We start from the raw sequence: 19,454 nt of genomic DNA, 5'->3' as shown, positions 1-19,454 counted from the left end.
ATCGCCCTTCGGTACGTCAGCGTTACAGCCCGCTCAGGGGCAGTTCCGCAAGAGAGTCAGCAGACTCGCGAAGTCACTTGACCTCGACGGAGGCGCCGGCGGCCTTGAGGGACTCGGCAGCCTTCTCGGCGGCCTCCTTCGCGACCTTCTCGAGGACCGGCTTCGGGGTGCCGTCGACGAGGTCCTTGGCCTCCTTCAGACCCAGGGAGGTCAGCTCACGCACGACCTTGATGACCTGGATCTTCTTCTCGCCGGCGCCGGTGAGGATGACGTCGAACTCGTCCTGCTCCTCGGCGGCAGCGGCGTCGCCGCCACCCTGGGCCGGACCGGCGGCAACGGCGACGGCCGCGGCGGCGGTGACGTCGAACTTCTCCTCGAAGGCCTTCACGAACTCGGAGAGCTCGATGAGGGTCATCTCCTCGAACTGGGCGAGCAGGTCTTCCTGGCTGAGCTTCGCCATGATGGGCGATCCTTCCACTAATTCGGCTGGTGCCGGATGTACATGTAAGGCGGGCGTACGGTCGGCCCGCTACGACCTCTCGCCTAAGCGGCGAGGGTCATGACGCGAGCCGAATTACTCGGCACCGCCCTGCTCGGCCTGCTTGGCACGAAGCGCCTCCGCGGTGCGGACGAACTTCGAGGGCAGCGCCTGGAAGAGCTGAGCAGTCTGCGTCTGCTTGCCCTTGAAGGCACCGGCCAGCTTGCTGAGCAGAACCTCGCGGGACTCGAGGTCCGCGAGCTTCTTGATCTCGTCGGCGGAGAGCGCCTTGCCGTCAAGGACACCGCCCTTGATGACGAGGTTGGGGTTGTCCTTGGCGAAGTCACGAAGACCCTTGGCCGACTCCACCGGGTCACCGGTGACGAAGGCAACCGCCGTCGGACCCGTGAAGAGGTCGTCCAGCGTGTCGATCCCGGCCTCGTTGGCCGCGATCTTGGTCAGCGTGTTCTTCACCACGGCGTACTCGGAGTTCTCACCGAGGGAGCGGCGCAGCTGCTTGAGCTGGGCCACGGTGAGACCCCGGTACTCGGTCAGCACGGCGGCGTTCGAGCTGCGGAACTTGTCCGTGAGCTCGGCTACCGCGGCAGCCTTGTCGGGCGTCGGCATAAGCGTCGGCCTCCTTCCGGGTGATGAGGACCGCTCAAAAGGAGGCTGGGAAAACGAAACGCCCCGGCGCAGGCGCCAGGGCGTGAACTCAACCGGATCCCACAGAATCCAGGAGTACTTCCACAGTCACCTGCGCGGGTCGTCCGCAATTACAACGGATCCTTCGGCCACCGAATGCTCTTGCGAGCGCACGGCAACGACCAGCGGTCTTTGGCTTCTGTGGAAGATTACGTCAAGGGGCGCGCGGCAGGCAAATCCGCTGCCGCGCGCACTCAGACGCCGGTGTCCGCGCTGTCGCTCGCGGCGGCACCGAGCTCCTTCAGCATCTCCATGAGGTCGTAGGTCTGGTTCGCGGGCGGCGCCTGGACCTTGACGGCCGAGCCGTAGTCCGAGAACTTCTCGGAGATCTCGACGGCGCCCTGCGGGCTGTCCATGGTGACGTCGAGCCGCACCGGCAGGTCGTCCTCGTTGACCCACAGCTCGGTGTCGTAGTCCTTGATGCCGGCCTTCTTGATGTTCTTGAGCAGCTCGTCGCGGTCCGCCTTGTCGAGGACCTTCAGCGAGTCGTTCTTGGCCACCATCTCGTCGACGCTGAGCTTGCCCTTGTAGTGCTGCGTCTGCACGCCGTCGATCTGCGCGGAGCCGAGGTGCTTGAGGTTCGGCGAGTCGAGGAGGACCGCGATCTGCTGGGCCGGGTCCTGGTTGGCGCTCTCCAGGCTGCCGGTCATCTGGCGGCTGAGCGCCTCGTCCCCGGACGACTCCGCCACGGCGCCGAGGTCCATCTTCATCCAGCGCTTGCCGTCCATGTCCGCGGCGGCCTTGGCCCCCATGTCCATGTACATGACGTTGTCCTGCCAGACCATGCGGATGCTCTTCGGCATGTCCGCGTCGCCCGCGGTGAACGCCGAGCCGGACATCGTCATATCCATGACGGTCGGGTCCCAGCCCATGGTGCCGCTCATCTTCATGGTGCCGCCGTCGGCGCCGAGCGCGGCCGGCGTCTTCATGGTCATCTCGACCTTGGCGGACTTGGCGTCGGCGGTCTTCTTGTAGGCCGCCGTCAGCGCCTGCGTCACCTCGGCGTGCGACTGGGACACCTCGGTGGCCTTATCGCCGCTCTTGCCCGCGTCGTTTCCGCAGGCCACAGCACCGGTACAAAGCAGCGCGGTGACGGCGGCGGCGCCGACCGTACGTCGTACAGCAGTCATCTCGATCCCACCCCTAGGAACATGTGTACTCAACACACTCATCGCACAGTAACTGACGCCTCGGACATCGCGACGGTTTCGGCGTCCCGATGATCACCCATTGCCCGACACGTCCTGAAAGTCGACGGTGTCCCGCAGGGGCGGGCGCTCGGCGGCCGCGGAGGCGCCGTAGTCGCGGTAGTGGACGGTGCTGGTGAAGTCGCCGGAGCGCTGGGTGCGCCGCACCAGGAGGTGGCGGGAGTCGACCCAGACGTCGATGTGCTGCCCCGCGGACGTGCCCCGGTAGTGGCCGGTACGGGTGCCCCGTACGGTCTCCTCGCCGACCCTGCGGACGTCCTTCGCGGCGACGAGCGCCTTGAGCGCGTCGGCCGGGCTGAGGTCGCTCCCGGCGGCGTCGTAGGCGTGGCGGATCCAGTGCCTGCCGCCCTGGGAGGCGGCGAACCGGTCGGTCATCCGCGTGTAGTAGGCGTCCGGCAGGAAGCGCGTCTGCGACGGATCTCCGCCCAACGCGCGCGTGGAGGCGGCCATGTCACCACCGGTGACCCGGACGGTGAGCGTCCCGCGTACGCCGTCGGACCAGCTGAGCGTGCCCGCGCTGTGCGAGGCGAGCCGGTCGCCGGTGTCCATCGTCGCCTCTACGCGGGCCGAGCCCGCCGCGGCGACCTTCTCCTGGGCCGTGCGCAGCGCGTCCACGGCGTCCTGGTCGGGCCCCTGGCCGCCACAGCCCACGAGCAGCCCGCAGGCTGCGGTCAGGCCGAGCCATCGCCGTACGTACGCGTGTACCACCCGCTGTCTCCGCTCCCCCGGCCCGTGCGGTCACCGCGACGCTAGCGCAGTGCTCCGCGCGCGTGGGGCGGAAAAGAGGAACGGGCCCCGCACCTGAACCAGGTGCGGGGCCCGTTGCCGACTTCAGTTGAGCGTTGCAGCTCAGACCGCCGCCGGGTCCTCCTCGGTGAGGAGGTTGCGGGTGCGGTTCGGGTCGACCGGAACGCCGGGGCCGATCGTGGTGCTGATCGCGGCCTTCTTGATGTAGCGACCCTTGGCGGCGGACGGCTTCAGACGGAGGATCTCCTCCAGCGCGGCGCCGTAGTTCTCCACCAGCTTGCTGTCGTCGAACGACACCTTGCCGATGATGAAGTGCAGGTTCGAGTGCTTGTCGACGCGGAACTCGATCTTGCCACCCTTGATCTCGTTCACGGCCTTGGCCACGTCCGGGGTCACGGTGCCGGTCTTCGGGTTCGGCATGAGGCCACGGGGACCGAGCACGCGGCCGAGGCGGCCGACCTTGCCCATGAGGTCCGGGGTGGCGACGACGGCGTCGAACTCGTTCAGGCGGTTGCCCTTGGAGATCTCGTCGATGAGCTCGTCGGAGCCGACGATGTCGGCGCCGGCGGCCTCCGCGGCCGCAGCACGGTCACCGGTCGCGAAGACCAGGACCCGGGCGGTCTTGCCGGTGCCGTGCGGCAGGTTCACGGTGCCACGGACCATCTGGTCGGCCTTGCGCGGGTCGACACCCAGGCGGAAGGCGACCTCGACGGTGCCGTCGAACTTGGTCGTGGAGGTCTCCTTGGCGAGACGGACGGCCTCGAGCGGGGCGTAGAGCTTGTCCCGGTCGACCTTGGCGTCCGCAGCGCGGAGAGTCTTGCTGCGCTTGCTCACTTACTGCTCCTGAGTTCTAGAGGAGTCGTGGTCCGGGCCGAGCAGGCCCTTCCACGGTGGTACCTACGGGGGTGAGGTCAGCCCTCGACCGTGATGCCCATGGAACGGGCGGTGCCGGCGATGATCTTCGCGGCGGCGTCCAGGTCGTTGGCGTTGAGGTCGGCCATCTTGGTGGTGGCGATCTCGCGGACCTGCGCGTCGGTGATCTTCGCGACCTTGGTCTTGTGGGGCTCGCCGGAGCCCTTCTCGACACCAGCGGCCTTGAGGATCATCTTCGCGGCCGGCGGCGTCTTGGTGATGAAGGTGAAGGAGCGGTCCTCGTAGACCGTGATCTCCACCGGGATCACCCAGCCACGCTGCGACTCGGTCGCGGCGTTGTAGGCCTTGCAGAACTCCATGATGTTCACGCCGTGCTGGCCCAGCGCGGGGCCGACCGGCGGAGCCGGGTTGGCGGCGCCGGCCTGGATCTGGAGCTTGATGAGCCCCGTGACCTTCTTCTTCTTGGGAGGCATGTGCTCTCTCTCCGGGTCTTAGTGAGAGTGTTCAGCCGCCACCCTTGCGAATGATCGTCCGGATCATCCGGATGGAGGCATACCGCACAACGATAACGGGTATTGATGCGCGGCCAAAAACCGAGCAGGTCAGACAGGCTTTTACGAGCCCGTCTGACCTGTTCGGAAGCGATGTGTTCCAGTAAGAACCGGTTGCTGCTAGTTCTTCTGGATCTGGTCGAAGCTGAGCTCGACCGGGGTCTCACGGCCGAAGATCTCGACGAGACCCTTGACCTTCTTCGAGTCGGCGTTGATCTCGTTGATCGTCGCCTGGAGCGTGGCGAACGGGCCGTCGGTGACGGTGACCGAGTCGCCGACCTCGAAGTCGAGCACCTGGACCTCGACCTTGCGGGCCGGAGCCGGCTTGCCCTCGGCCTCGGCGGCCTCGCGGGCGGCCTTCTCCTCGGCCTCCGGGGCGAGCATCTTGACGATCTCGTCCAGGGTCAGCGGGTAGGGGTCGTAGGCGTTGCCCACGAAGCCGGTGACGCCGGGGGTGTTGCGGACGACACCCCAGGACTCGTTCGTCAGATCCATGCGGACGAGAACGTAACCGGGCAGCTTGTTCTGCCGGACGTTCTTGCGCTCGCCGTTCTTGATCTGGACGATCTCCTCTTCGGGGACCTCGGCCTGGTAGATGAACTCCTCGACGTTCAGCGAGACGGCGCGCTGCTCGAGGTTGGCCTTCACGCGCTTCTCGTAGCCCGCGTAGGTGTGGATCACGTACCACTCGCCGGGCAGGCCGCGCAGCTCGTCACGGAGGGCGGCGACGGGGTCGACCGGCTCGGCGGGCTCGGCCGCCTCCTCCACGTCGTCCTCGGCATCGGCCTCGGCCTCGGCCTCGACGGCGTCGTCCTCGGTGTCGGCGTCGACGTCACCCTCGACGGCCTCGGCGGGCTCGTCCTCGGTGACGGCCGCTTCCTCGGCGGGCTCACCGGCGGCGATGTCGGCAGCCTCGGCCTGGTCCGGCTCCGCGGCGTCCGCCGCCTCGACGATGTCGCGCTCGTCCTCAGCGGACTCGACGGGCTCGGTCGCCTCGTTCAGGTTCGGGTCAGACACGGTGGCTGCTTCTTCCTGGATACATAGGGGTGGAACATGCGAAAGGGGCGCCGGTCCCGGCGCCCTCCGCTGTCGGCTCAGCCGAAGACGTACTTGACGAGATGGCTGAACCCATAGTCAATCACGGTCACCAGGCCGATCATGATGACGACGAACACAATCACCACGGTGGTGTACGTGGTGAGCTGGTTGCGAGTCGGCCAGACGACCTTGCGGAGCTCCGCGACGATCTGGCGGTAGAAGAGAGCGAGGCGGCCGAAGGGGCCCTTCTTGCCGCGCTTGCCGCCCTTGCGGGCCTTCTTCTTGGACTCCGGCGCCTCATCCTGGGCATCAGGCATGTCGATGGAGCCCACGGCGTCCGTCACTCGTCCTCACCTGATTCCGGGTCGTGGCCGTGCCGCGCCCGGTTGAGCCGCACGGCGGTGCAATGCAGTACGTACATCCGCACACATCCTGGCGAAGGAGTGTGAGCAGGGCCGGAGGGACTTGAACCCCCAACCGCTGGTTTTGGAGACCAGTGCTCTACCAATTGAGCTACGACCCTTTGTTTCCCCCAACGTACCGCATCCGCCCAGAAGCACGGAGTGCGCTTGGAAGGTGCGGCCGGTGAAGGCCAACGAGCAGTGAGTGTACGTGTTCCGAGGCGCTCCGTCGAACAGATGGGGAGGGTCAGTGGATCAAGAGCGGACGAGAAGTGGCCGCGACGGTCTTCGAAACCCGTGTGCCCGCCGGGTTTCGGGTCTGGAACGATGGGCCCATGAGCGCTGCAACTCCTTCCTCGTCCGCCGGTTCGTCCCCTACCGAGCGCCGGGTCTCCGCCCGGGTCGGCTCCATCTCCGAGTCCGCGACCCTCGCCGTCGACGCCAAGGCCAAGGCCCTCAAGGCCGCCGGGCGTCCGGTGATCGGCTTCGGCGCCGGTGAGCCCGACTTCCCGACGCCGGACTACGTGGTCGAGGCCGCCATCGAGGCGTGCAAGAACCCGAAGTTCCACCGCTACACGCCGGCCGGCGGCCTGCCCGAGCTGAAGGCCGCGATCGCCGCGAAGACGCTGCGCGACTCCGGCTACGAGGTCGACGCGTCCCAGATCCTGGTGACCAACGGCGGTAAGCAGGCCATCTACGAGGCGTTCGCCGCGATCCTCGACCCGGGCGACGAGGTCATCGTGCCCGCGCCGTACTGGACCACGTACCCGGAGTCGATCCGGCTCGCGGGCGGTGTGCCGGTGGAGGTCGTGGCCGACGAGACGACCGGGTACCGCGTCTCCGTCGAGCAGCTGGAGGCCGCGCGCACCGAGCGCACCAAGGTCGTGCTCTTCGTCTCCCCGTCGAACCCGACGGGCGCCGTGTACAGCGAGGCCGAGGCGGAGGCCATCGGCCGCTGGGCCGTCGAGCACGGCCTGTGGGTCATGACGGACGAGATCTACGAGCACCTCGTCTACGGGGACGCGAAGTTCACGTCGCTGCCGGCGATCCTGCCCGAGCTGCGCGACAAGTGCATCGTGGTCAACGGCGTGGCGAAGACGTATGCGATGACCGGCTGGCGCGTGGGCTGGATCGTCGGCCCGAAGGACGTCGTGAAGGCGGCCACGAACCTGCAGTCGCACGCCACGTCCAACGTGTCGAACGTGGCGCAGGCGGCCGCGCTCGCCGCCGTCTCCGGCGACCTGACCGCCGTGGAGCAGATGCGCGAGGCCTTCGACCGGCGCCGCAAGACGATCGTGCGGATGCTCAACGAGATCGACGGCGTGGTCTGCCCGGAGCCCGAGGGCGCCTTCTACGCGTACCCGTCCGTGAAGGGGCTGCTCGGCAAGGAGATCCGCGGCAAGCGCCCGCAGGACTCCGTGGAGCTGGCGGCGCTCATCCTGGAGGAGGCCGAGGTCGCGGTGGTGCCGGGCGAGGCGTTCGGCACGCCGGGTTACCTGCGGCTGTCGTACGCGCTGGGCGACGAGGACCTCGTCGAGGGCGTCTCCCGCGTGCAGAAGCTGCTGGCCGAGGCGCGGGACTGAATTTTTTCGCGTTCTTTGCACGCGCGCGTGGGCGGGCCGTTCCCTTGGGGAGCGGCCCGCTTTTCGTTCCCGTTTGTTCGTTCGAGGACAGCCCCGAAAGAGAAAGGCGCTACCGGTAGGACAGCCGCGTACGGCAGGATCTTGGGATGGAGCGTGTACGAGGTGACGGGCGACGTGACGGACGTGATGTGCGTCGGTTGCCGAAGGCCCATCTGCATCTGCATTTCACCGGGTCGATGCGGCCGACGACCCTGCTGGAGCTGGCCGACAAGTACGGCGTACGGCTGCCCGAGGCGCTGACCAGCGGGGAGCCGCCGAAACTGCGGGCCACGGACGAGCGCGGCTGGTTCCGCTTCCAGCGGCTCTACGACGCCGCGCGCTCCTGCCTGCGAGCACCCGAGGACATTCAGCGCCTGGTGCGGGAGGCCGCGGAGGAGGACATCGCGGACGGCTCCGGGTGGCTGGAGATCCAGGTCGACCCAACGTCGTACGCGCCACGGCTCGGCGGGCTCATCGCGGCCATGGAGGTCATTCTCGACGCGGTGGACAGCGCCTCGCGCGAGACCGGGCTCGGGATGCGCGTCCTGGTCGCGGCGAACCGCATGAAGCACCCGCTGGACGCCCGCACGCTGGCGCGCCTGGCGGTGCGGTACGCGGACCGGGGCATCGTCGGCTTCGGTCTCTCGAATGACGAACGGCGCGGCATGGCGCGCGATTTCGACCGGGCCTTCCACATCGCGCGCGAGGGTGGCCTGCTCTCCGCGCCGCACGGCGGTGAACTGACCGGTCCCGCGTCCGTCCGGGACTGCCTAGACGACCTGGACGCCACCCGCATCGGGCACGGGGTGCGGGCCGCCGAGGACCCGCGGCTGCTCAAGCGGCTCGCGGACCGCCAGGTGACCTGCGAGGTGTGCCCGGCCTCGAACGTCGCCCTCGGCGTCTACGAGAAGCCCGAGGACGTGCCCCTGCGCACCCTCTTCGAAGCCGGGGTGCCGATGGCGCTCGGCGCCGACGACCCGCTCCTCTTCGGCTCGCGCCTGGCCGCCCAGTACGACATCGCCCGCCGCCACCACGACTTCACCGATGTCGAACTGGCCGAGCTGGCACGCCAGTCGGTACGCGGCTCGGCGGCGCCGGAGGACGTCAAGAAGACGCTGCTCAGCGGGGTGGAGGAGTGGCTGGCGGCCTGAGCGTCACAGCCCCCGCGGGGACGGGGTGATGCCCGGGGCCGGCCGCTCGGGCAGTTCGCCGACGGCGGCCCTGGAACGGGCGGCCGTCATGCGATTCCTGTGAGCAGGGTGCGCGCAATGTGGGCCGCGAACTCGTCCAGCGGCTGCGGGGGCTTGCGGTCCGGGGACATGTCGTACGCGAATGCGCGCTGGGCGCAGGCGCCCAGGAGGAGGGACGCGGCGGCGTAGGTGTCGGCACCAGCGCTGATGCGGCCCGCTTTCTGCTCGGCTCTGAGGTAGGCGTCGAGGCCCTGGATCGGGCGGTGCGGACCTGTGCCCAGCTCGCGCATGACCTCTTCATGGCGGTGCTTGAGCTGGGGTTCCGCGTACAGGGAGGCGGCCATCGGGAACGTCTGCTCGTAGAAGAGGGCCGCTTCCCTGGCGATGTCGGTGAGGTTCTCCTCGATCGTGCGGGCGGGGTACTGGCCGCCCTCGCTGAGCAGGCGGCCGAGGAGGGAGCCGAGCTTCGGCAGGCGCTCGTTGAGCACCGTCACGAACAGCTCCTCCTTGTTCGCGAAGTACTTGTAGAGCGCGGCTTCGGAGCACCCCGCCGCCTTGGCGATCTGCTTGGTCGTGGTGCGGGCGAGGCCGATCTCGAGCATGAGGTCGTGGGCCGCGTCGACGATGCGGACCCGGGCCGGCTTCTGGTCCATGGCGGCTCCAACCAAGCTTGACGTGAGGGTGAGTGCTCACTCACTCTAAAGGTGAAGAGGGTGAGTGAACACTCACCCACCACTTGGGTTCTTCCCGTCATGTCATGTTCCGTCCTGCGGTACTCACCTGGAGGTACGTCATGAGGCTCACGGTTTTCGGTGCCACGGGAGGCATCGGGCAGGAGATCGTCCGGCAGGCCCTCGGCGCCGGTCACGAGGTCACGGCGGTCGTGCGGGACCCCGCGCGGTTCACCGTCACGGGTGAGCGCCTGGAGGTGTTCCGGGGCGACCTGGGCGACCCCGGCTCGCTGCGTCCGGCGGTCGCGGGCCGCGACGCCGTCCTGTCCGGCCTCGGCGCCCGCAAGCGCGCGGACGCGCGGACAGGCGTCGCGACAGAGCTGACCCGTTCGGTGCTGAGGGCCATGGAGGCGGAGGGTGTGCGCCGGCTCGTCGTGGTCAGCGCCGCCCCGGTCGGCCCGCACCCCGCCGACTCGCCCCTGGCCGACCGCGCGATGCTGAAGGTGATCGGCGCGGTCCTCAAGGACGTCTACACCGACCTGACCGCCATGGAGGCCGAGTTGGCGCGCAGCGCGACGGACTGGACCTCGGTGCGGCCCCCGCGCCTCCAGGACAGGCCGCTGACGGGCACGTACCGCAAGGTCGTGGGCGGCTCCCCGCGCGCGGGCCGCTTCATCGGCCGCGCGGACGTGGCGCACGCGATGCTGGCGATGGTGGACGACCCGGCGACGGTCAAGCAGGGGGTGGGGGTGGCGTACTAGACGGTGCCGCTCTCCGCGTGCGGGGTGAGGGTGGCCTGGCGCAGCTCTCTGGCGATCCGGGCCGGCACCGCGTGGTCGCGGGTGGCGGCGGGGCCGGTCATCACCATGCCGAGGCTGCCCTTGTCGACCCAGAGGCACACGATGAGCCCGGCCGCGCCCGGACGGTAGGCAGCGCACTCCATCCGGCCGCCGAGCGTCCCGGGGTCGGCGCTCCAGCTGTCCTCCGCACCGCCGCCCAGGGAACTATCGCCCTCCCGCATGCTCGCGAACAAGGCGTCAGGATCCTCGGCGTGCAGGTCGCCGGTGGCTCCCGCGATGAGGGTCACGACGCCGGTCTCCCCGTCCTTGTAGAGCCCGGAGAACGGCCGCGCGCCGGACGGCAACGGCCCGCCGGCGAAGAAGGCGTCCATGGAGGCGTCCATGTCCCTGGACAGCGGCACCCCGTGGAACGACTGCGGCACCACCGCCACATAGCGCGGATACTCCGTCGCGCGCGCGTACTGCCACCCCACGGACCCGAACGCCGCCCCTGCCGTGATCAGGATCGCCAGCGCCATGGAGGCTCGTTCGCGGCCCGTGGGGAGCGGCACGTCCGGGGCGCCGGGCGCGGGCGCCGCGTACCCGGCGGGCAGTCGTCGCTTGGCCGCGCGGCGGGCCCGCCTCAGCAGGGAGCGCTCCATCCTGAGCGGCACGGTCACGACCAGGCCGAGCAGGCAGTACTGCCAGGACAGGCCCAGCGCGGGCACGGCGAGCAGCCAGGCGGACAGCACCCCGCACAGCACGAGCGCGGTCCGGTACGGGGCGCTCAGCATGGTCGCGACGATGCCTCGGTTCCCGTACGGCGCGGCCAGCGCGGCCAGCGTCTCCGCGCGGACGGCGAGGCGGCGGTCGTACGGCCAGGCGTGGGCGGCCTCCTGGGCCTGCCGTGCCAGGACGTCGAGGGCGACGCCGCTGTTCAGCGCCGCTCTCGCGTCGTGGCGCTGGACGTACGCGAGGGACGGCGGCCGGAGCCCGGCGCCGCCGCGCCGGGACACCTCCGCGACCCGCAGCGCCTGCGGGGAGCCGGGGGCCAGCTCCGTCAGCCGGTCCGCGGCCCGCTGCCCGCGTGCCCGGCGCCCCGGCTGCTCCATGACGTCCCCGGCGAGCCCGAACTCGGCGTACCCGGCGAGCAGGTCGAGATCGTCGGGGAAGGCGTCGAGACCAGCCCGGTAGGCGCGCTCCGCCTCGGCGTCGTGGTCGTCGTCGTCCTCGGCCGCGTGGGCCCGGCCGAGGACCGCGTAGAGCCCCGCGTGCGGCCCGCCGTCGTCGAGGGCCCGCTGCGCCTCGGTGCGCGCCTGGGCCAGCTCCCCCGCGCGCAGCAGCGTCTGGGCGCGCTCGTAGGCGGGCAGCACGGACTGCCCGTCGTTCTCCTGCATGTGTGGTCCCCACCCCTGATGTGCGTGCCGATCGTCTCGACGCCGCCACTATCAGGGGCGAGAACCGCTCAGGTCAATGAGAATTCGCAGCTCAGAGACGTACGCCGATGGTCACCGGCTCGTTGACCAGCGTCACCCCGAACGCCTCGCGGACGCCCGCGACGACCTCCCGGGCCAGGGCGAGGAGGTCCTCGGTGGTGGCCTCGCCGCGGTTGGTGAGGGCGAGGGTGTGCTTGGTGGAGATGCGGGCCGGGCCCGTGCCGTAGCCCTTGGTGAAGCCCGCCTTGTCGATGAGCCAGGCGGCCGACGTCTTGGTGAGCCCCTCCCCCGCGGGGAACGCGGGCGCCTTCGCGTCAGGACCCAGCCGCTCGGCCACGCGCGCGTGGAAGGCGGCGAACTCCTCCTCCGTGAGGAGCGGGTTGGTGAAGAACGATCCGGCCGACCAGGTGTCGTGGTCCTCCGGGTCGAGCACCATGCCCTTCCCGGCGCGCAGCTTCAGGACGGTCTCGCGCGCGGTGGCGGCGGGCACCCGGTCGCCCGCCTCGACGCCGAGGGCGCGGGCGGTCTCGGGGTACTTGAGCGGCGCACTGAGCCCGCCCGCGTCCTCAAGATCGAAGCGGACCCGGAGCACCACGTAGCGGTCGGGTTCGGCCTTGAAGCGGCTGTGGCGGTAGGAGAAGGCGCACTCCGTGTTCGGGAGGGTGACGGTCTCGCCCGCCGTGCGGTCGTAGGCGACCACCTCGGTGATGGTGGCGGAGACCTCCTGGCCGTACGCCCCCACGTTCTGGATCGGCGTCGCGCCCGCGGAGCCGGGGATGCCGGCGAGGCACTCGATACCCGCGAGCCCCGCCTCGACGGTGCGCTCGACGGCGTCGGTCCACGCCTCACCCGCCGCAAGCTCCAGCTTCGTGCCGTCGAGCGCGAAGCCCTTGGTGGCGATGCGCAGGGCGGTGCCCGCGAAGCCCTTGTCGCCGATGACGAGGTTGCTGCCACCGCCGATGATCAGCAGCGGGGTGCCCGCGGCGTCGGCCTCGCGCACCGCGTCGACGACCTCGGCGTCGGTCGTCGCGGTGAGCAGCCGGGTGGCGGGGCCGCCGAGCCGGAAGGTGGTCAGGGGGGCGAGGGGCGCGTCGTGGAGTTCCTGCACGCGCTCCAGGGTACGAGAACGGCCCCGCCGTCCTGGGCGGGGCCGTTCTCGTACCGGGAGGTCACCGGCTCACTCGAAGCGCCGCAGGGCGTCCTTCCAGTGGAGGGGCAGTTCGTCGGTGGTGGTCCGCCAGGTGCGCGGGGTGAAGGACCGCATCTGGCCGCGCAGTCCGGCGGCGGCCGGTCCGTGCGGCGCGGAGGCCGCGAAGGCCTTGAGCGCGTCGGCGGACTCCCAGGCGGACAGGGTCCAGAAGGTCCGCTTGAGGGGCGCCGCCTTCAGTGTGGCTCCGTAGCCGCCGGGGGCCCGGCTCACCTGGCGCCAGATCGTGGGCGTACGGAGCAGGAACTTCAGCGCGCCCCACAGGGTGCGGGTCTCGAAGCGGGAGGCGAAGACGACGGCCTCCGCGCGCGTGGGCGGGGTGTTCGGGGCGGTCCAGGGCAGGGTCGGCATCGCGGTGTTCCCTTCCGGCGGTCGCTGTCAGGCGTGTTCCAGGACGGGGGCGGGCCGCGCCTCCCGGGCCGTGCCGGCCGTGGGGCGGCGCCGCGGGATGAACAGGGTGGCGGCACCGGCCAGGGCCACGGCCGCGGACCCGACCCACAGGGCGGGCTCGATGCCGCTCACGAAGTGCTGGGCGGAGTCGTAGCCGCCGTTCGCCGAGAAGATGGACGACATGATCGCGATGCCGAGTGCGCCGCCGACCTCGCGCAGGGCGTTGTTGGACCCGGAGGCGATGCCTTGCTCGTGCGTCCGGACGCTGGACATGACGAGGTTGGATGCGGGGGCGAAGTACAGGGACATCCCGACGCCGCTGATGATGAGCGCGGGCAGCTGGGCGGTGTAGGAGACGTCGACCGAGACCGTCAGGGCGTAGTACGCGAGCCCGACGGCCTGCAGGAACAGGCCGGTGGCGACGACCGGGCGGCCGCCGATCCGGTCGGACAGGTATCCGGCGACGGGCGCGATCAGCATCGGCATCCCGGTCCAGGGCAGCATCCGCAGCCCCGCCTCGGTCGGCGAGTAGCCGAGGACGCCCTGCATGAACTGGCTGAGCAGGAAGATCGACCCGAACATGCCGAGGAACATCAGCAGGCTCGCGGCGTTGACCCCGGCGAAGGCGCGGGAGCGGAAGAGCCGCATGGGGAGCATGGGGTTCTTGGCGCGGATGCCGTGGACGACGAAGGCGGCGAGCAGCGCGGCGCCCGCGAAGAGACCGAGCAGGACGACGGGGCTGGTCCACCCGTCCATGGGCGCGCGCACCAGAGCGTACACGATGCCGAAGAGCCCGCCGCTGGCGAGGACGGTGCCCACGATGTCGAGCGGGGCGCCGGAACCGTGGGACTCCTTCAGGCGCAGCCGGGCGAGCGGCAGGAGGGCCAGGCCGAGCGGCACGTTGAGCCAGAAGATCCAGTGCCAGGAGACGTGCTCGGTGAGGCTGCCGCCGATGAGCGGCCCGGAGGCGACGGCGAGCCCGTTGACGGCGCCCCAGATGCCGTACGCCATGCCGCGCTTGGCGGCCGGGACCGCCGCGGTGAGCAGGGTCAGCGTGAGCGGCATCATGATCGCTGCGCCGACGCCCTGCACCGCGCGTGCCGCGATCAGCGACTCGATGCCGGTGGCCATGGCCGCGGCGGCGGAGGCCCCGGTGAACACGGTCAGACCGGCCAGGAAGAGGCGCCTGCGTCCGAACCGGTCGCCGAGCGCGGCGCCGAACATCAGCAGCACGGCGAAGGTGAGCGTGTAGGCGCTGACGGTCCATTCCAGGTCGTCGAGGGCCCCGCCGAGGTCCTCGCGGATGGAGGGCAGGGCGGTGGTGACGACGAGGTTGTCGAGGGCCGCCATGAACCCGGCGACGCTGGTGATGACGAGGGCCCAGACGGCGCCCGCGCGGGTCGGAGTGTCTTGCTGCGGCTTTGTTGCTGACATCGGGTCCCCCCAGGATCCATGCCGGTGGTTAGTTATTGATGACTAACTTTTACGAGCAAGAAGACGCGCACCCTTTCGGCGCGCAGTAAGTACTGCTGCGACTGGGGCATCGATCACTGCTGCGGCTGGACCGTCTCGTAGAAGCCGGACCAGACCCGGTGGTCGGGCCGGAACCCCATGGACACCAGGACGTTGATCAGCATTCCGTAGGCGAGGAACTGCGTGGTCTCGCCCACATCCGCACCGAGCGCCAGGCGGGCCGTGTCGTACATCTCCATCCAGCCGGCCCGCAGCGACTCGCCGAACTCCCGGTCCCCGCTCGCCTCCGCGGAGGCCACGGCGACGTACATCTGCATCTGCATCAGCAGCACGTCGGGATCGTCGGCGATGAGCGCCTGGTACGCGGCGCCCATCGCGTGCAGAGCCGCCTCACCCTCGAGCCCTTCGGACGCCTCCTTGAACACCTGCGTGGTCCGCTCGCAGCACCGGCGGGCGGCCGCCAGGAAGATGGCCTCCTTGCCCGGGAAGAGGCGGAAGAGGTACGGCTGCGAGACACCCACGCGCTTGGCGATCGCCTCGGTGGACGTCCCCTTGTAGCCGCCGCGCGCGAACTCGATCATCGCCGCGCGGATGACGCTCTCGCGCCGCTCCTCAGCACTCATCCGGACCATGCGAGGAAGCTAGTGGCCAATCACTAGCTACGTCAAGCCCTTACCGGCCTGTGCGCAAGGACACACAGAGAAGGCGCTCTGCACACGTAAGGGGCGCCCTCAATGGAGGACGCCCCTTACACACAGCTACCGAAACGGCGGTCAGACGAGCTGCACGACCGCCCGCGCCATGCCGAGCACCTTCTGCCCCGCGCTCATGGCCGTCAGGTCGACCCGCACGCGGTTGTCGTCGAGCTTGGCCGCGACCTTGGCACTCACGGCGATCTCGGCGCCCTTGTCGTCATTGGGGACCACGACGGGCTTGGTGAAGCGCACGCCGTACTCGACGACGGCGGCCGGGTCACCGGTCCAGTCCGTGACGACGCGGATCGCCTCGGCCATGGTGAACATGCCGTGCGCGATCACGTCCGGGAGGCCGACCTCGACCGCGAACTTCTCGTTCCAGTGGATCGGGTTGAAGTCACCGGAGGCGCCCGCGTACTGCACCAGGGTGGCGCGGGTCACCGGGAAGGTTTGCGCCGGCAGCTCGGTGCCGACCTCGACCTCGGCGTAACTGATGGTCGTCGCCATGGTCAGGCCCCCTCTGCGGCGCGCGAGACGAGCTTGGTCCACGCGGTGACGACGTGCTCGCCCGCCTCGTCGTGGACCTCGCCGCGGACGTCGATGATGTCGTTGCCCGCGAGAGACTTGATGCCCTCGATCGTCGATGTGACCGTCAACCTGTCGCCCGCGCGGACCGGCCGCGTATAGGCGAACTTCTGGTCACCGTGCACGACACGGCTGTAGTCGAGCCCCAGTTCGGGGTCGTGCACGACCTCGCCCGCGGCGTTGAAAGTGATCGCGAACACGAACGTCGGCGGGGCGATCACGTCGGTGTGGCCGAGCTGCCGTGCGGCCGCGGGGTCGACGTAGGCGGGGTTGGTGTCCCCCACGGCCTCGGCGAACTCGCGGATCTTCTCCCGGCCGACCTCGTACGGGGCGGTGGGCGGGTAGCTCCGCCCCACGAAGGACTGGTCGAGCGCCATGGACTCGGCACCTCCTGGGTGTGTCAACGACGCGAGGCCGCCCCCTTTCGGGGACGGCCTCGTGTACGAGCCTTGTTTATCGCGTTTCGCGGTGCGCGGTGTGCGCGTTGCAACGCGGGCAGTGCTTCTTCATCTCCAGTCGGTCCGGGTTGTTACGCCGGTTCTTCTTGGTGATGTAGTTCCGCTCCTTGCACTCCACGCAGGCCAGCGTGATCTTCGGGCGGACGTCGGTGGCAGCCACGTGAGTGCTCCTTGACGAACGGATGGGACAGGATTAACGCATAAAAGAGTAGCCGATCGAAGGACCGACCCCACAATCGGCTACTGTCAGTAGCGGTGACCGGACTTGAACCGGTGACACAGCGATTATGAGCCGCTTGCTCTACCGACTGAGCTACACCGCTGTGATGCGATGACCCCTCACCCGAGAGTGAGGGAACTTCACACCAGAGCCCCAATGCGGAATCGAACCGCAGACCTTCTCCTTACCATGGAGACGCTCTACCGACTGAGCTATTGGGGCGAGCGATGAAGACATTACACGGTTGCCCGCCGATCGCCCAAATCCATTCCGGGCCCGCGGCACACCCGCCCCTCGGACCCCATCTGTACGACTATTTCGGGTTCCTCGAAGCTCCCCCGCCGTCGTCCTAGGCTCGGACCAGCCTGCGTGATCTTGCCGCGGGCCGAGCCCCGACGAGCCCTCTGGAGCGCGATGCCCGACCGCCCGCCTCAGCAGCCCCCCTCCCCCGGCGCCCGGGACGACGCGACCGACGGCTCCGGTCTGTTGCTGAGCGGTGCCCGGCTCACCGACGGCAGGACCGTGGACGTACGGCTCGGCGGCGGGCGGATCGAGGCGGTCGGCACGGCCGGCAGCCTCACCGGCGCTCCCACCGCGCGCGTGGACCTCTCCGGCTACCTCCTGCTGCCCGCCCCGCCGAGCCGCACGCGCACGGCGACACGGCCCTGTCCGCCGAGGCGGAGGGCCCTGTCTCCTACGAGGCCGAGGACGTCCAGCGCCGGGCCACCGAGGCCGCTCTGCTGCAGCTGGGCCACGGGGCCACCGCGCTGCGCTCCCATGTGCGGATCGGCGACATGGAGGGGCTCGGCTCCATGGAGGCCGCCCTGAAGGCGCGGCGCTCCCTGGTGGGCCTCGCCGATCTGCGGACCGTGGCGATGCCCGGCTGCTGACCGGGGTCGCCGGGGCGGACGGGCTCGCCATGCTGCGCGACGCCGTGAAGATGGGCGCTCCGTGGTCGGCGGCTGCCCCGACCTCGACCCCGATCCGACCGGCTACGTGGAGGCCGTGCTCGAACTCGCCGCCGAGCACGGCTGCCCCGTCGACCTGCACACGGACGGGGCGGACCCGGCGCGGCTCGGACGGCTCGCGGCAGCCGCGGCGGGCTGCGCTCCGGGGTCGCCGTGGGTCCGCTCGGTGGCCTCACGCGCATGCCCGCCGAGGCGGCACGCCGCGCCGTTGACCGGCTCGCCGCCGCCGGAGTGACGGCCATGTGCCTGCCACAGGGCGGCTGCGCGGGCGTCGACAGCCGCGACGTGGCCCCCGTCCGGCTGCTGCGGACTGCCGGCGTACGGGTCGCCGCGGGCAGCGGCGCGCTGCGGGATCTGTCGAACCCTGTGGGGCGGGGCGATCCGCTGGAGGCCGCGTACTTGCTGGCTTCGCGGTACGGCCTGCGCCCCGAGGACGCGTACGACGCGGTCAGCTCCGCGGCCAGGGCGGCACTCGGCCTGCCGGAGGTGCGCCTGGAGGCGGGCTTCCCGGCGGAGCTGCTGGCCGTGCGGGGCGAGCGCCTGGCGGGGGTGCTGTCCCTCGGCTACAGCCGGATCGTGGTCCACCGGGGCCGGGTGGTGGCCCGGACCAGCGCGGTACGGGAGTACTGCGATTCGGCGGCGGCGGTGGCGCTGGACCTGCCGCGTCAGGGGCGGGCGGCGAAGTACGGGGGCGGGGCGGGGTAGGGCCCGGCTTCCGTTGAAGGGGCGGGGCGGTGGCACGCGCGCGTGGTGGCGGGGGTTGGGCTCGGTGGGACGGTTGGGCGGGAGCGCGTGCGGGTCACCTGGGCGCGTGCACGTCACGTGCTCATGACGCCAAGCGGGTTTTCCTCTCGCCTAGTTGTGCAGTGAGGCATCGTCACCGGGCGGCGGGCACGCGCGCGTACGGGCGGGCACTCCCAGGCGCTGCGGGCACGTGCGCGTACAAGCCGACACCCGCGCGTATGGGTCGACACCCGCGCGTACGGGCCGGCATCCCGCAGGCACTGCGGGCACGCGCCATGACCGGAGTACGGACCGCGCCGGGCCCGCGTGCGCATGGTTGCGCGGTGAACTGTCGTTGCCCGGCGTACGGTCGGAGGCATGCGCATTGTCATTGCTGGAGGTCATGGTCAGATCGCGTTGCGGCTCGAGCGGGTGCTCTCCGCGCGCGGGGACGAGGTCGCGGGGATCATCCGCAAGGCCGAGCAGGGCGACGACCTGCGCGCCGCCGGTGCGGAACCGGTCCTGTGCGACCTGGAATCGGCGTCCGTGGAGGAGGTCGCCGCGCATCTCCAGGGCGCGGACGCGGCCGTCTTCGCGGCGGGCGCGGGCCCGAACAGCGGTGCCCCTCGCAAGGACACCGTGGACCGGGGCGCCGCCGTCCTGTTCGCGGACGCGGCGGAGCGGGCCGGGGTACGCCGGTACATCGTCGTGTCGTCCATGGGCGCGGACTCCGCGCACGAGGGCGACGAGGTGTTCGACGTCTACCTGCGCGCCAAGGGCGCGGCCGACGACGACGTACGCCGCCGTACCGGCCTGGACTGGACGATCCTGCGGCCGGGGCCCTGACGAACGACGCGGGCACGGGGCTCGTCCGTCTGGAGGCCTCGACCGGGCGCGGTCCGGTGCCGCGCGACGACGTGGCCGCGGTCATCGCCGAGCTCGTGGACACGCCCGCCACGGCGGGGCTGACGCTCGAACTCGTCTCCGGTTCGGCGCCGGTGACGGTGGCCGTCAAATCGGTCGCCGGGAACTGAGT

General features: G+C 70.3%; 20 protein-coding genes, 3 tRNA genes and 2 pseudogenes. 5 read left to right on the top strand and 20 right to left on the bottom strand.

Annotated features, from left to right (window positions below; all coding sequences use genetic code 11):
• Positions 1 to 73 precede the first annotated feature (73 nt).
• The 9 genes from rplL to N5I75_RS19965 all read right to left on the bottom strand — a co-directional run bounded on the left by rplL (position 74) and on the right by N5I75_RS19965 (position 6,123).
• Complete coding sequence (rplL, locus tag N5I75_RS20005) at positions 74 to 460, bottom strand: 50S ribosomal protein L7/L12 (protein ID WP_476679274.1); 387 nt, start codon at positions 458 to 460, stop codon at positions 74 to 76.
• Between the two features lie 114 nt (positions 461 to 574).
• Positions 575 to 1,105, bottom strand: coding sequence for a 50S ribosomal protein L10 (gene rplJ / locus N5I75_RS20000; RefSeq protein WP_398206652.1), 531 nt, complete (start codon positions 1,103 to 1,105; stop codon positions 575 to 577).
• A gap of 272 nt (positions 1,106 to 1,377) precedes the next feature.
• Positions 1,378 to 2,319 (bottom strand): SCO4651 family lipoprotein, encoded by a 942-nt coding sequence (locus tag N5I75_RS19995; RefSeq protein ID WP_476679558.1) that lies wholly within the window; start codon positions 2,317 to 2,319, stop codon positions 1,378 to 1,380.
• An 87-nt stretch (positions 2,320 to 2,406) separates the two neighbouring features.
• Complete coding sequence (locus N5I75_RS19990) at positions 2,407 to 3,099, bottom strand: SCO4651 family lipoprotein (RefSeq protein ID WP_476679273.1); 693 nt, start codon at positions 3,097 to 3,099, stop codon at positions 2,407 to 2,409.
• Between the two features lie 141 nt (positions 3,100 to 3,240).
• On the bottom strand, positions 3,241 to 3,972 hold the full coding sequence (rplA, locus tag N5I75_RS19985) for a 50S ribosomal protein L1 (protein ID WP_476679272.1): 732 nt from the start codon (positions 3,970 to 3,972) through the stop codon (positions 3,241 to 3,243).
• 77 nt (positions 3,973 to 4,049) lie between these two features.
• Positions 4,050 to 4,484, bottom strand: a complete 435-nt coding sequence (gene rplK, locus N5I75_RS19980) for a 50S ribosomal protein L11 (protein ID WP_398206645.1) — start codon at positions 4,482 to 4,484, stop codon at positions 4,050 to 4,052.
• Between the two features lie 198 nt (positions 4,485 to 4,682).
• Positions 4,683 to 5,579 carry a transcription termination/antitermination protein NusG gene (gene nusG / locus N5I75_RS19975; RefSeq protein ID WP_476679271.1) on the bottom strand — a complete coding sequence of 299 codons (897 nt, stop codon included), beginning with the start codon at positions 5,577 to 5,579 and terminating at the stop codon, positions 4,683 to 4,685.
• 77 nt (positions 5,580 to 5,656) lie between these two features.
• The gene (gene secE, locus N5I75_RS19970; RefSeq protein ID WP_394433386.1) at positions 5,657 to 5,944 is read right to left on the bottom strand and encodes a preprotein translocase subunit SecE; all 288 of its coding nucleotides are present in this window, start codon (positions 5,942 to 5,944) and stop codon (positions 5,657 to 5,659) included.
• Positions 5,945 to 6,050: 106 nt separating this feature from the next.
• Positions 6,051 to 6,123, bottom strand: a tRNA-Trp gene (locus tag N5I75_RS19965).
• A 213-nt stretch (positions 6,124 to 6,336) separates the two neighbouring features.
• Between N5I75_RS19965 and N5I75_RS19960 the strand changes: the two genes are divergently transcribed.
• Both N5I75_RS19960 and N5I75_RS19955 read left to right on the top strand, forming a co-directional pair.
• On the top strand, positions 6,337 to 7,584 hold the full coding sequence (locus N5I75_RS19960) for a pyridoxal phosphate-dependent aminotransferase (RefSeq protein ID WP_476679270.1): 1,248 nt from the start codon (positions 6,337 to 6,339) through the stop codon (positions 7,582 to 7,584).
• A gap of 146 nt (positions 7,585 to 7,730) precedes the next feature.
• Positions 7,731 to 8,774, top strand: a complete 1,044-nt coding sequence (locus tag N5I75_RS19955; protein ID WP_476679269.1) for an adenosine deaminase — start codon at positions 7,731 to 7,733, stop codon at positions 8,772 to 8,774.
• 86 nt (positions 8,775 to 8,860) lie between these two features.
• Here the strand turns inward: N5I75_RS19955 and N5I75_RS19950 are convergent, their stop codons facing one another.
• On the bottom strand, positions 8,861 to 9,466 hold the full coding sequence (locus N5I75_RS19950; RefSeq protein WP_476679268.1) for a TetR/AcrR family transcriptional regulator: 606 nt from the start codon (positions 9,464 to 9,466) through the stop codon (positions 8,861 to 8,863).
• A gap of 140 nt (positions 9,467 to 9,606) precedes the next feature.
• Between N5I75_RS19950 and N5I75_RS19945 the strand changes: the two genes are divergently transcribed.
• A complete protein-coding gene (locus tag N5I75_RS19945) occupies positions 9,607 to 10,245 on the top strand; it encodes an NAD(P)-dependent oxidoreductase (protein WP_476679267.1) in 639 nt (212 codons plus the stop codon).
• Here N5I75_RS19945 and N5I75_RS19940 read toward each other — a convergent pair.
• The 10 genes from N5I75_RS19940 to N5I75_RS19895 all read right to left on the bottom strand — a co-directional run bounded on the left by N5I75_RS19940 (position 10,242) and on the right by N5I75_RS19895 (position 16,949).
• Positions 10,242 to 11,660 carry a hypothetical protein gene (locus N5I75_RS19940; protein ID WP_476679266.1) on the bottom strand — a complete coding sequence of 473 codons (1,419 nt, stop codon included), beginning with the start codon at positions 11,658 to 11,660 and terminating at the stop codon, positions 10,242 to 10,244. The two genes, N5I75_RS19945 and N5I75_RS19940, sit on opposite strands and share 4 nt — an antisense overlap.
• Positions 11,661 to 11,751: 91 nt before the next feature.
• Positions 11,752 to 12,816: a UDP-N-acetylmuramate dehydrogenase gene (locus tag N5I75_RS19935; protein ID WP_476679557.1), complete on the bottom strand. Its 1,065-nt coding sequence runs from the start codon at positions 12,814 to 12,816 to the stop codon at positions 11,752 to 11,754.
• Between the two features lie 60 nt (positions 12,817 to 12,876).
• Positions 12,877 to 13,257 (bottom strand): DUF3291 domain-containing protein, encoded by a 381-nt coding sequence (locus tag N5I75_RS19930; protein ID WP_476679265.1) that lies wholly within the window; start codon positions 13,255 to 13,257, stop codon positions 12,877 to 12,879.
• A gap of 27 nt (positions 13,258 to 13,284) precedes the next feature.
• Positions 13,285 to 14,730: an MFS transporter gene (locus N5I75_RS19925; RefSeq protein WP_476679264.1), complete on the bottom strand. Its 1,446-nt coding sequence runs from the start codon at positions 14,728 to 14,730 to the stop codon at positions 13,285 to 13,287.
• Between the two features lie 113 nt (positions 14,731 to 14,843).
• Positions 14,844 to 15,401 (bottom strand): TetR/AcrR family transcriptional regulator, encoded by a 558-nt coding sequence (locus N5I75_RS19920; RefSeq protein WP_476679263.1) that lies wholly within the window; start codon positions 15,399 to 15,401, stop codon positions 14,844 to 14,846.
• A gap of 141 nt (positions 15,402 to 15,542) precedes the next feature.
• Positions 15,543 to 15,971 carry a MaoC family dehydratase gene (locus N5I75_RS19915; RefSeq protein ID WP_476679262.1) on the bottom strand — a complete coding sequence of 143 codons (429 nt, stop codon included), beginning with the start codon at positions 15,969 to 15,971 and terminating at the stop codon, positions 15,543 to 15,545.
• A gap of 2 nt (positions 15,972 to 15,973) precedes the next feature.
• Entirely contained in the window at positions 15,974 to 16,426 is a 453-nt protein-coding gene (locus N5I75_RS19910) for an FAS1-like dehydratase domain-containing protein (RefSeq protein WP_476679261.1), read from the bottom strand.
• A 76-nt stretch (positions 16,427 to 16,502) separates the two neighbouring features.
• Entirely contained in the window at positions 16,503 to 16,667 is a 165-nt protein-coding gene (gene rpmG, locus N5I75_RS19905; RefSeq protein ID WP_003948671.1) for a 50S ribosomal protein L33, read from the bottom strand.
• 90 nt (positions 16,668 to 16,757) lie between these two features.
• Positions 16,758 to 16,830, bottom strand: a tRNA-Met gene (locus N5I75_RS19900).
• Between the two features lie 46 nt (positions 16,831 to 16,876).
• Positions 16,877 to 16,949, bottom strand: a tRNA-Thr gene (locus N5I75_RS19895).
• A 192-nt stretch (positions 16,950 to 17,141) separates the two neighbouring features.
• Here N5I75_RS19895 and N5I75_RS19890 point away from each other — a divergent pair.
• Positions 17,142 to 18,400, top strand: a pseudogene (locus N5I75_RS19890) (amidohydrolase family protein).
• 396 nt (positions 18,401 to 18,796) lie between these two features.
• Positions 18,797 to 19,452, top strand: a pseudogene (locus tag N5I75_RS19885) (SDR family oxidoreductase).
• Positions 19,453 to 19,454 lie beyond the last annotated feature (2 nt).

It is taken from the genome of Streptomyces sp. R818 (genome assembly GCF_056172735.1).
Note: the sequence above shows the minus strand (reverse complement) of the source record. Positions and strands in the feature narration are given on the sequence as shown.

Excerpts from the sequence above, each read along its gene's own strand:
- N5I75_RS19920 (WP_476679263.1), bottom strand. The coding sequence starts at position 15,401 with ATGGTCCGGATGAGTGCTGAGGAGCGGCGCGAGAGCGTCATCCGCGCG.
- N5I75_RS19925 (WP_476679264.1), bottom strand. The coding sequence starts at position 14,730 with ATGTCAGCAACAAAGCCGCAGCAAGACACTCCGACCCGCGCGGGCGCC.
- N5I75_RS19950 (WP_476679268.1), bottom strand. The coding sequence starts at position 9,466 with ATGGACCAGAAGCCGGCCCGGGTCCGCATCGTCGACGCGGCCCACGAC.
- rplL (WP_476679274.1), bottom strand. The coding sequence starts at position 460 with ATGGCGAAGCTCAGCCAGGAAGACCTGCTCGCCCAGTTCGAGGAGATG.
- N5I75_RS19955 (WP_476679269.1), top strand. The coding sequence starts at position 7,731 with ATGGAGCGTGTACGAGGTGACGGGCGACGTGACGGACGTGATGTGCGT.
- N5I75_RS19940 (WP_476679266.1), bottom strand. The coding sequence starts at position 11,660 with ATGCAGGAGAACGACGGGCAGTCCGTGCTGCCCGCCTACGAGCGCGCC.
- rplK (WP_398206645.1), bottom strand. The coding sequence starts at position 4,484 with ATGCCTCCCAAGAAGAAGAAGGTCACGGGGCTCATCAAGCTCCAGATC.
- rplJ (WP_398206652.1), bottom strand. The coding sequence starts at position 1,105 with ATGCCGACGCCCGACAAGGCTGCCGCGGTAGCCGAGCTCACGGACAAG.
- N5I75_RS19960 (WP_476679270.1), top strand. The coding sequence starts at position 6,337 with ATGAGCGCTGCAACTCCTTCCTCGTCCGCCGGTTCGTCCCCTACCGAG.
- N5I75_RS19945 (WP_476679267.1), top strand. The coding sequence starts at position 9,607 with ATGAGGCTCACGGTTTTCGGTGCCACGGGAGGCATCGGGCAGGAGATC.
- N5I75_RS19910 (WP_476679261.1), bottom strand. The coding sequence starts at position 16,426 with ATGGCGCTCGACCAGTCCTTCGTGGGGCGGAGCTACCCGCCCACCGCC.
- N5I75_RS19930 (WP_476679265.1), bottom strand. The coding sequence starts at position 13,257 with ATGCCGACCCTGCCCTGGACCGCCCCGAACACCCCGCCCACGCGCGCG.
- N5I75_RS19915 (WP_476679262.1), bottom strand. The coding sequence starts at position 15,971 with ATGGCGACGACCATCAGTTACGCCGAGGTCGAGGTCGGCACCGAGCTG.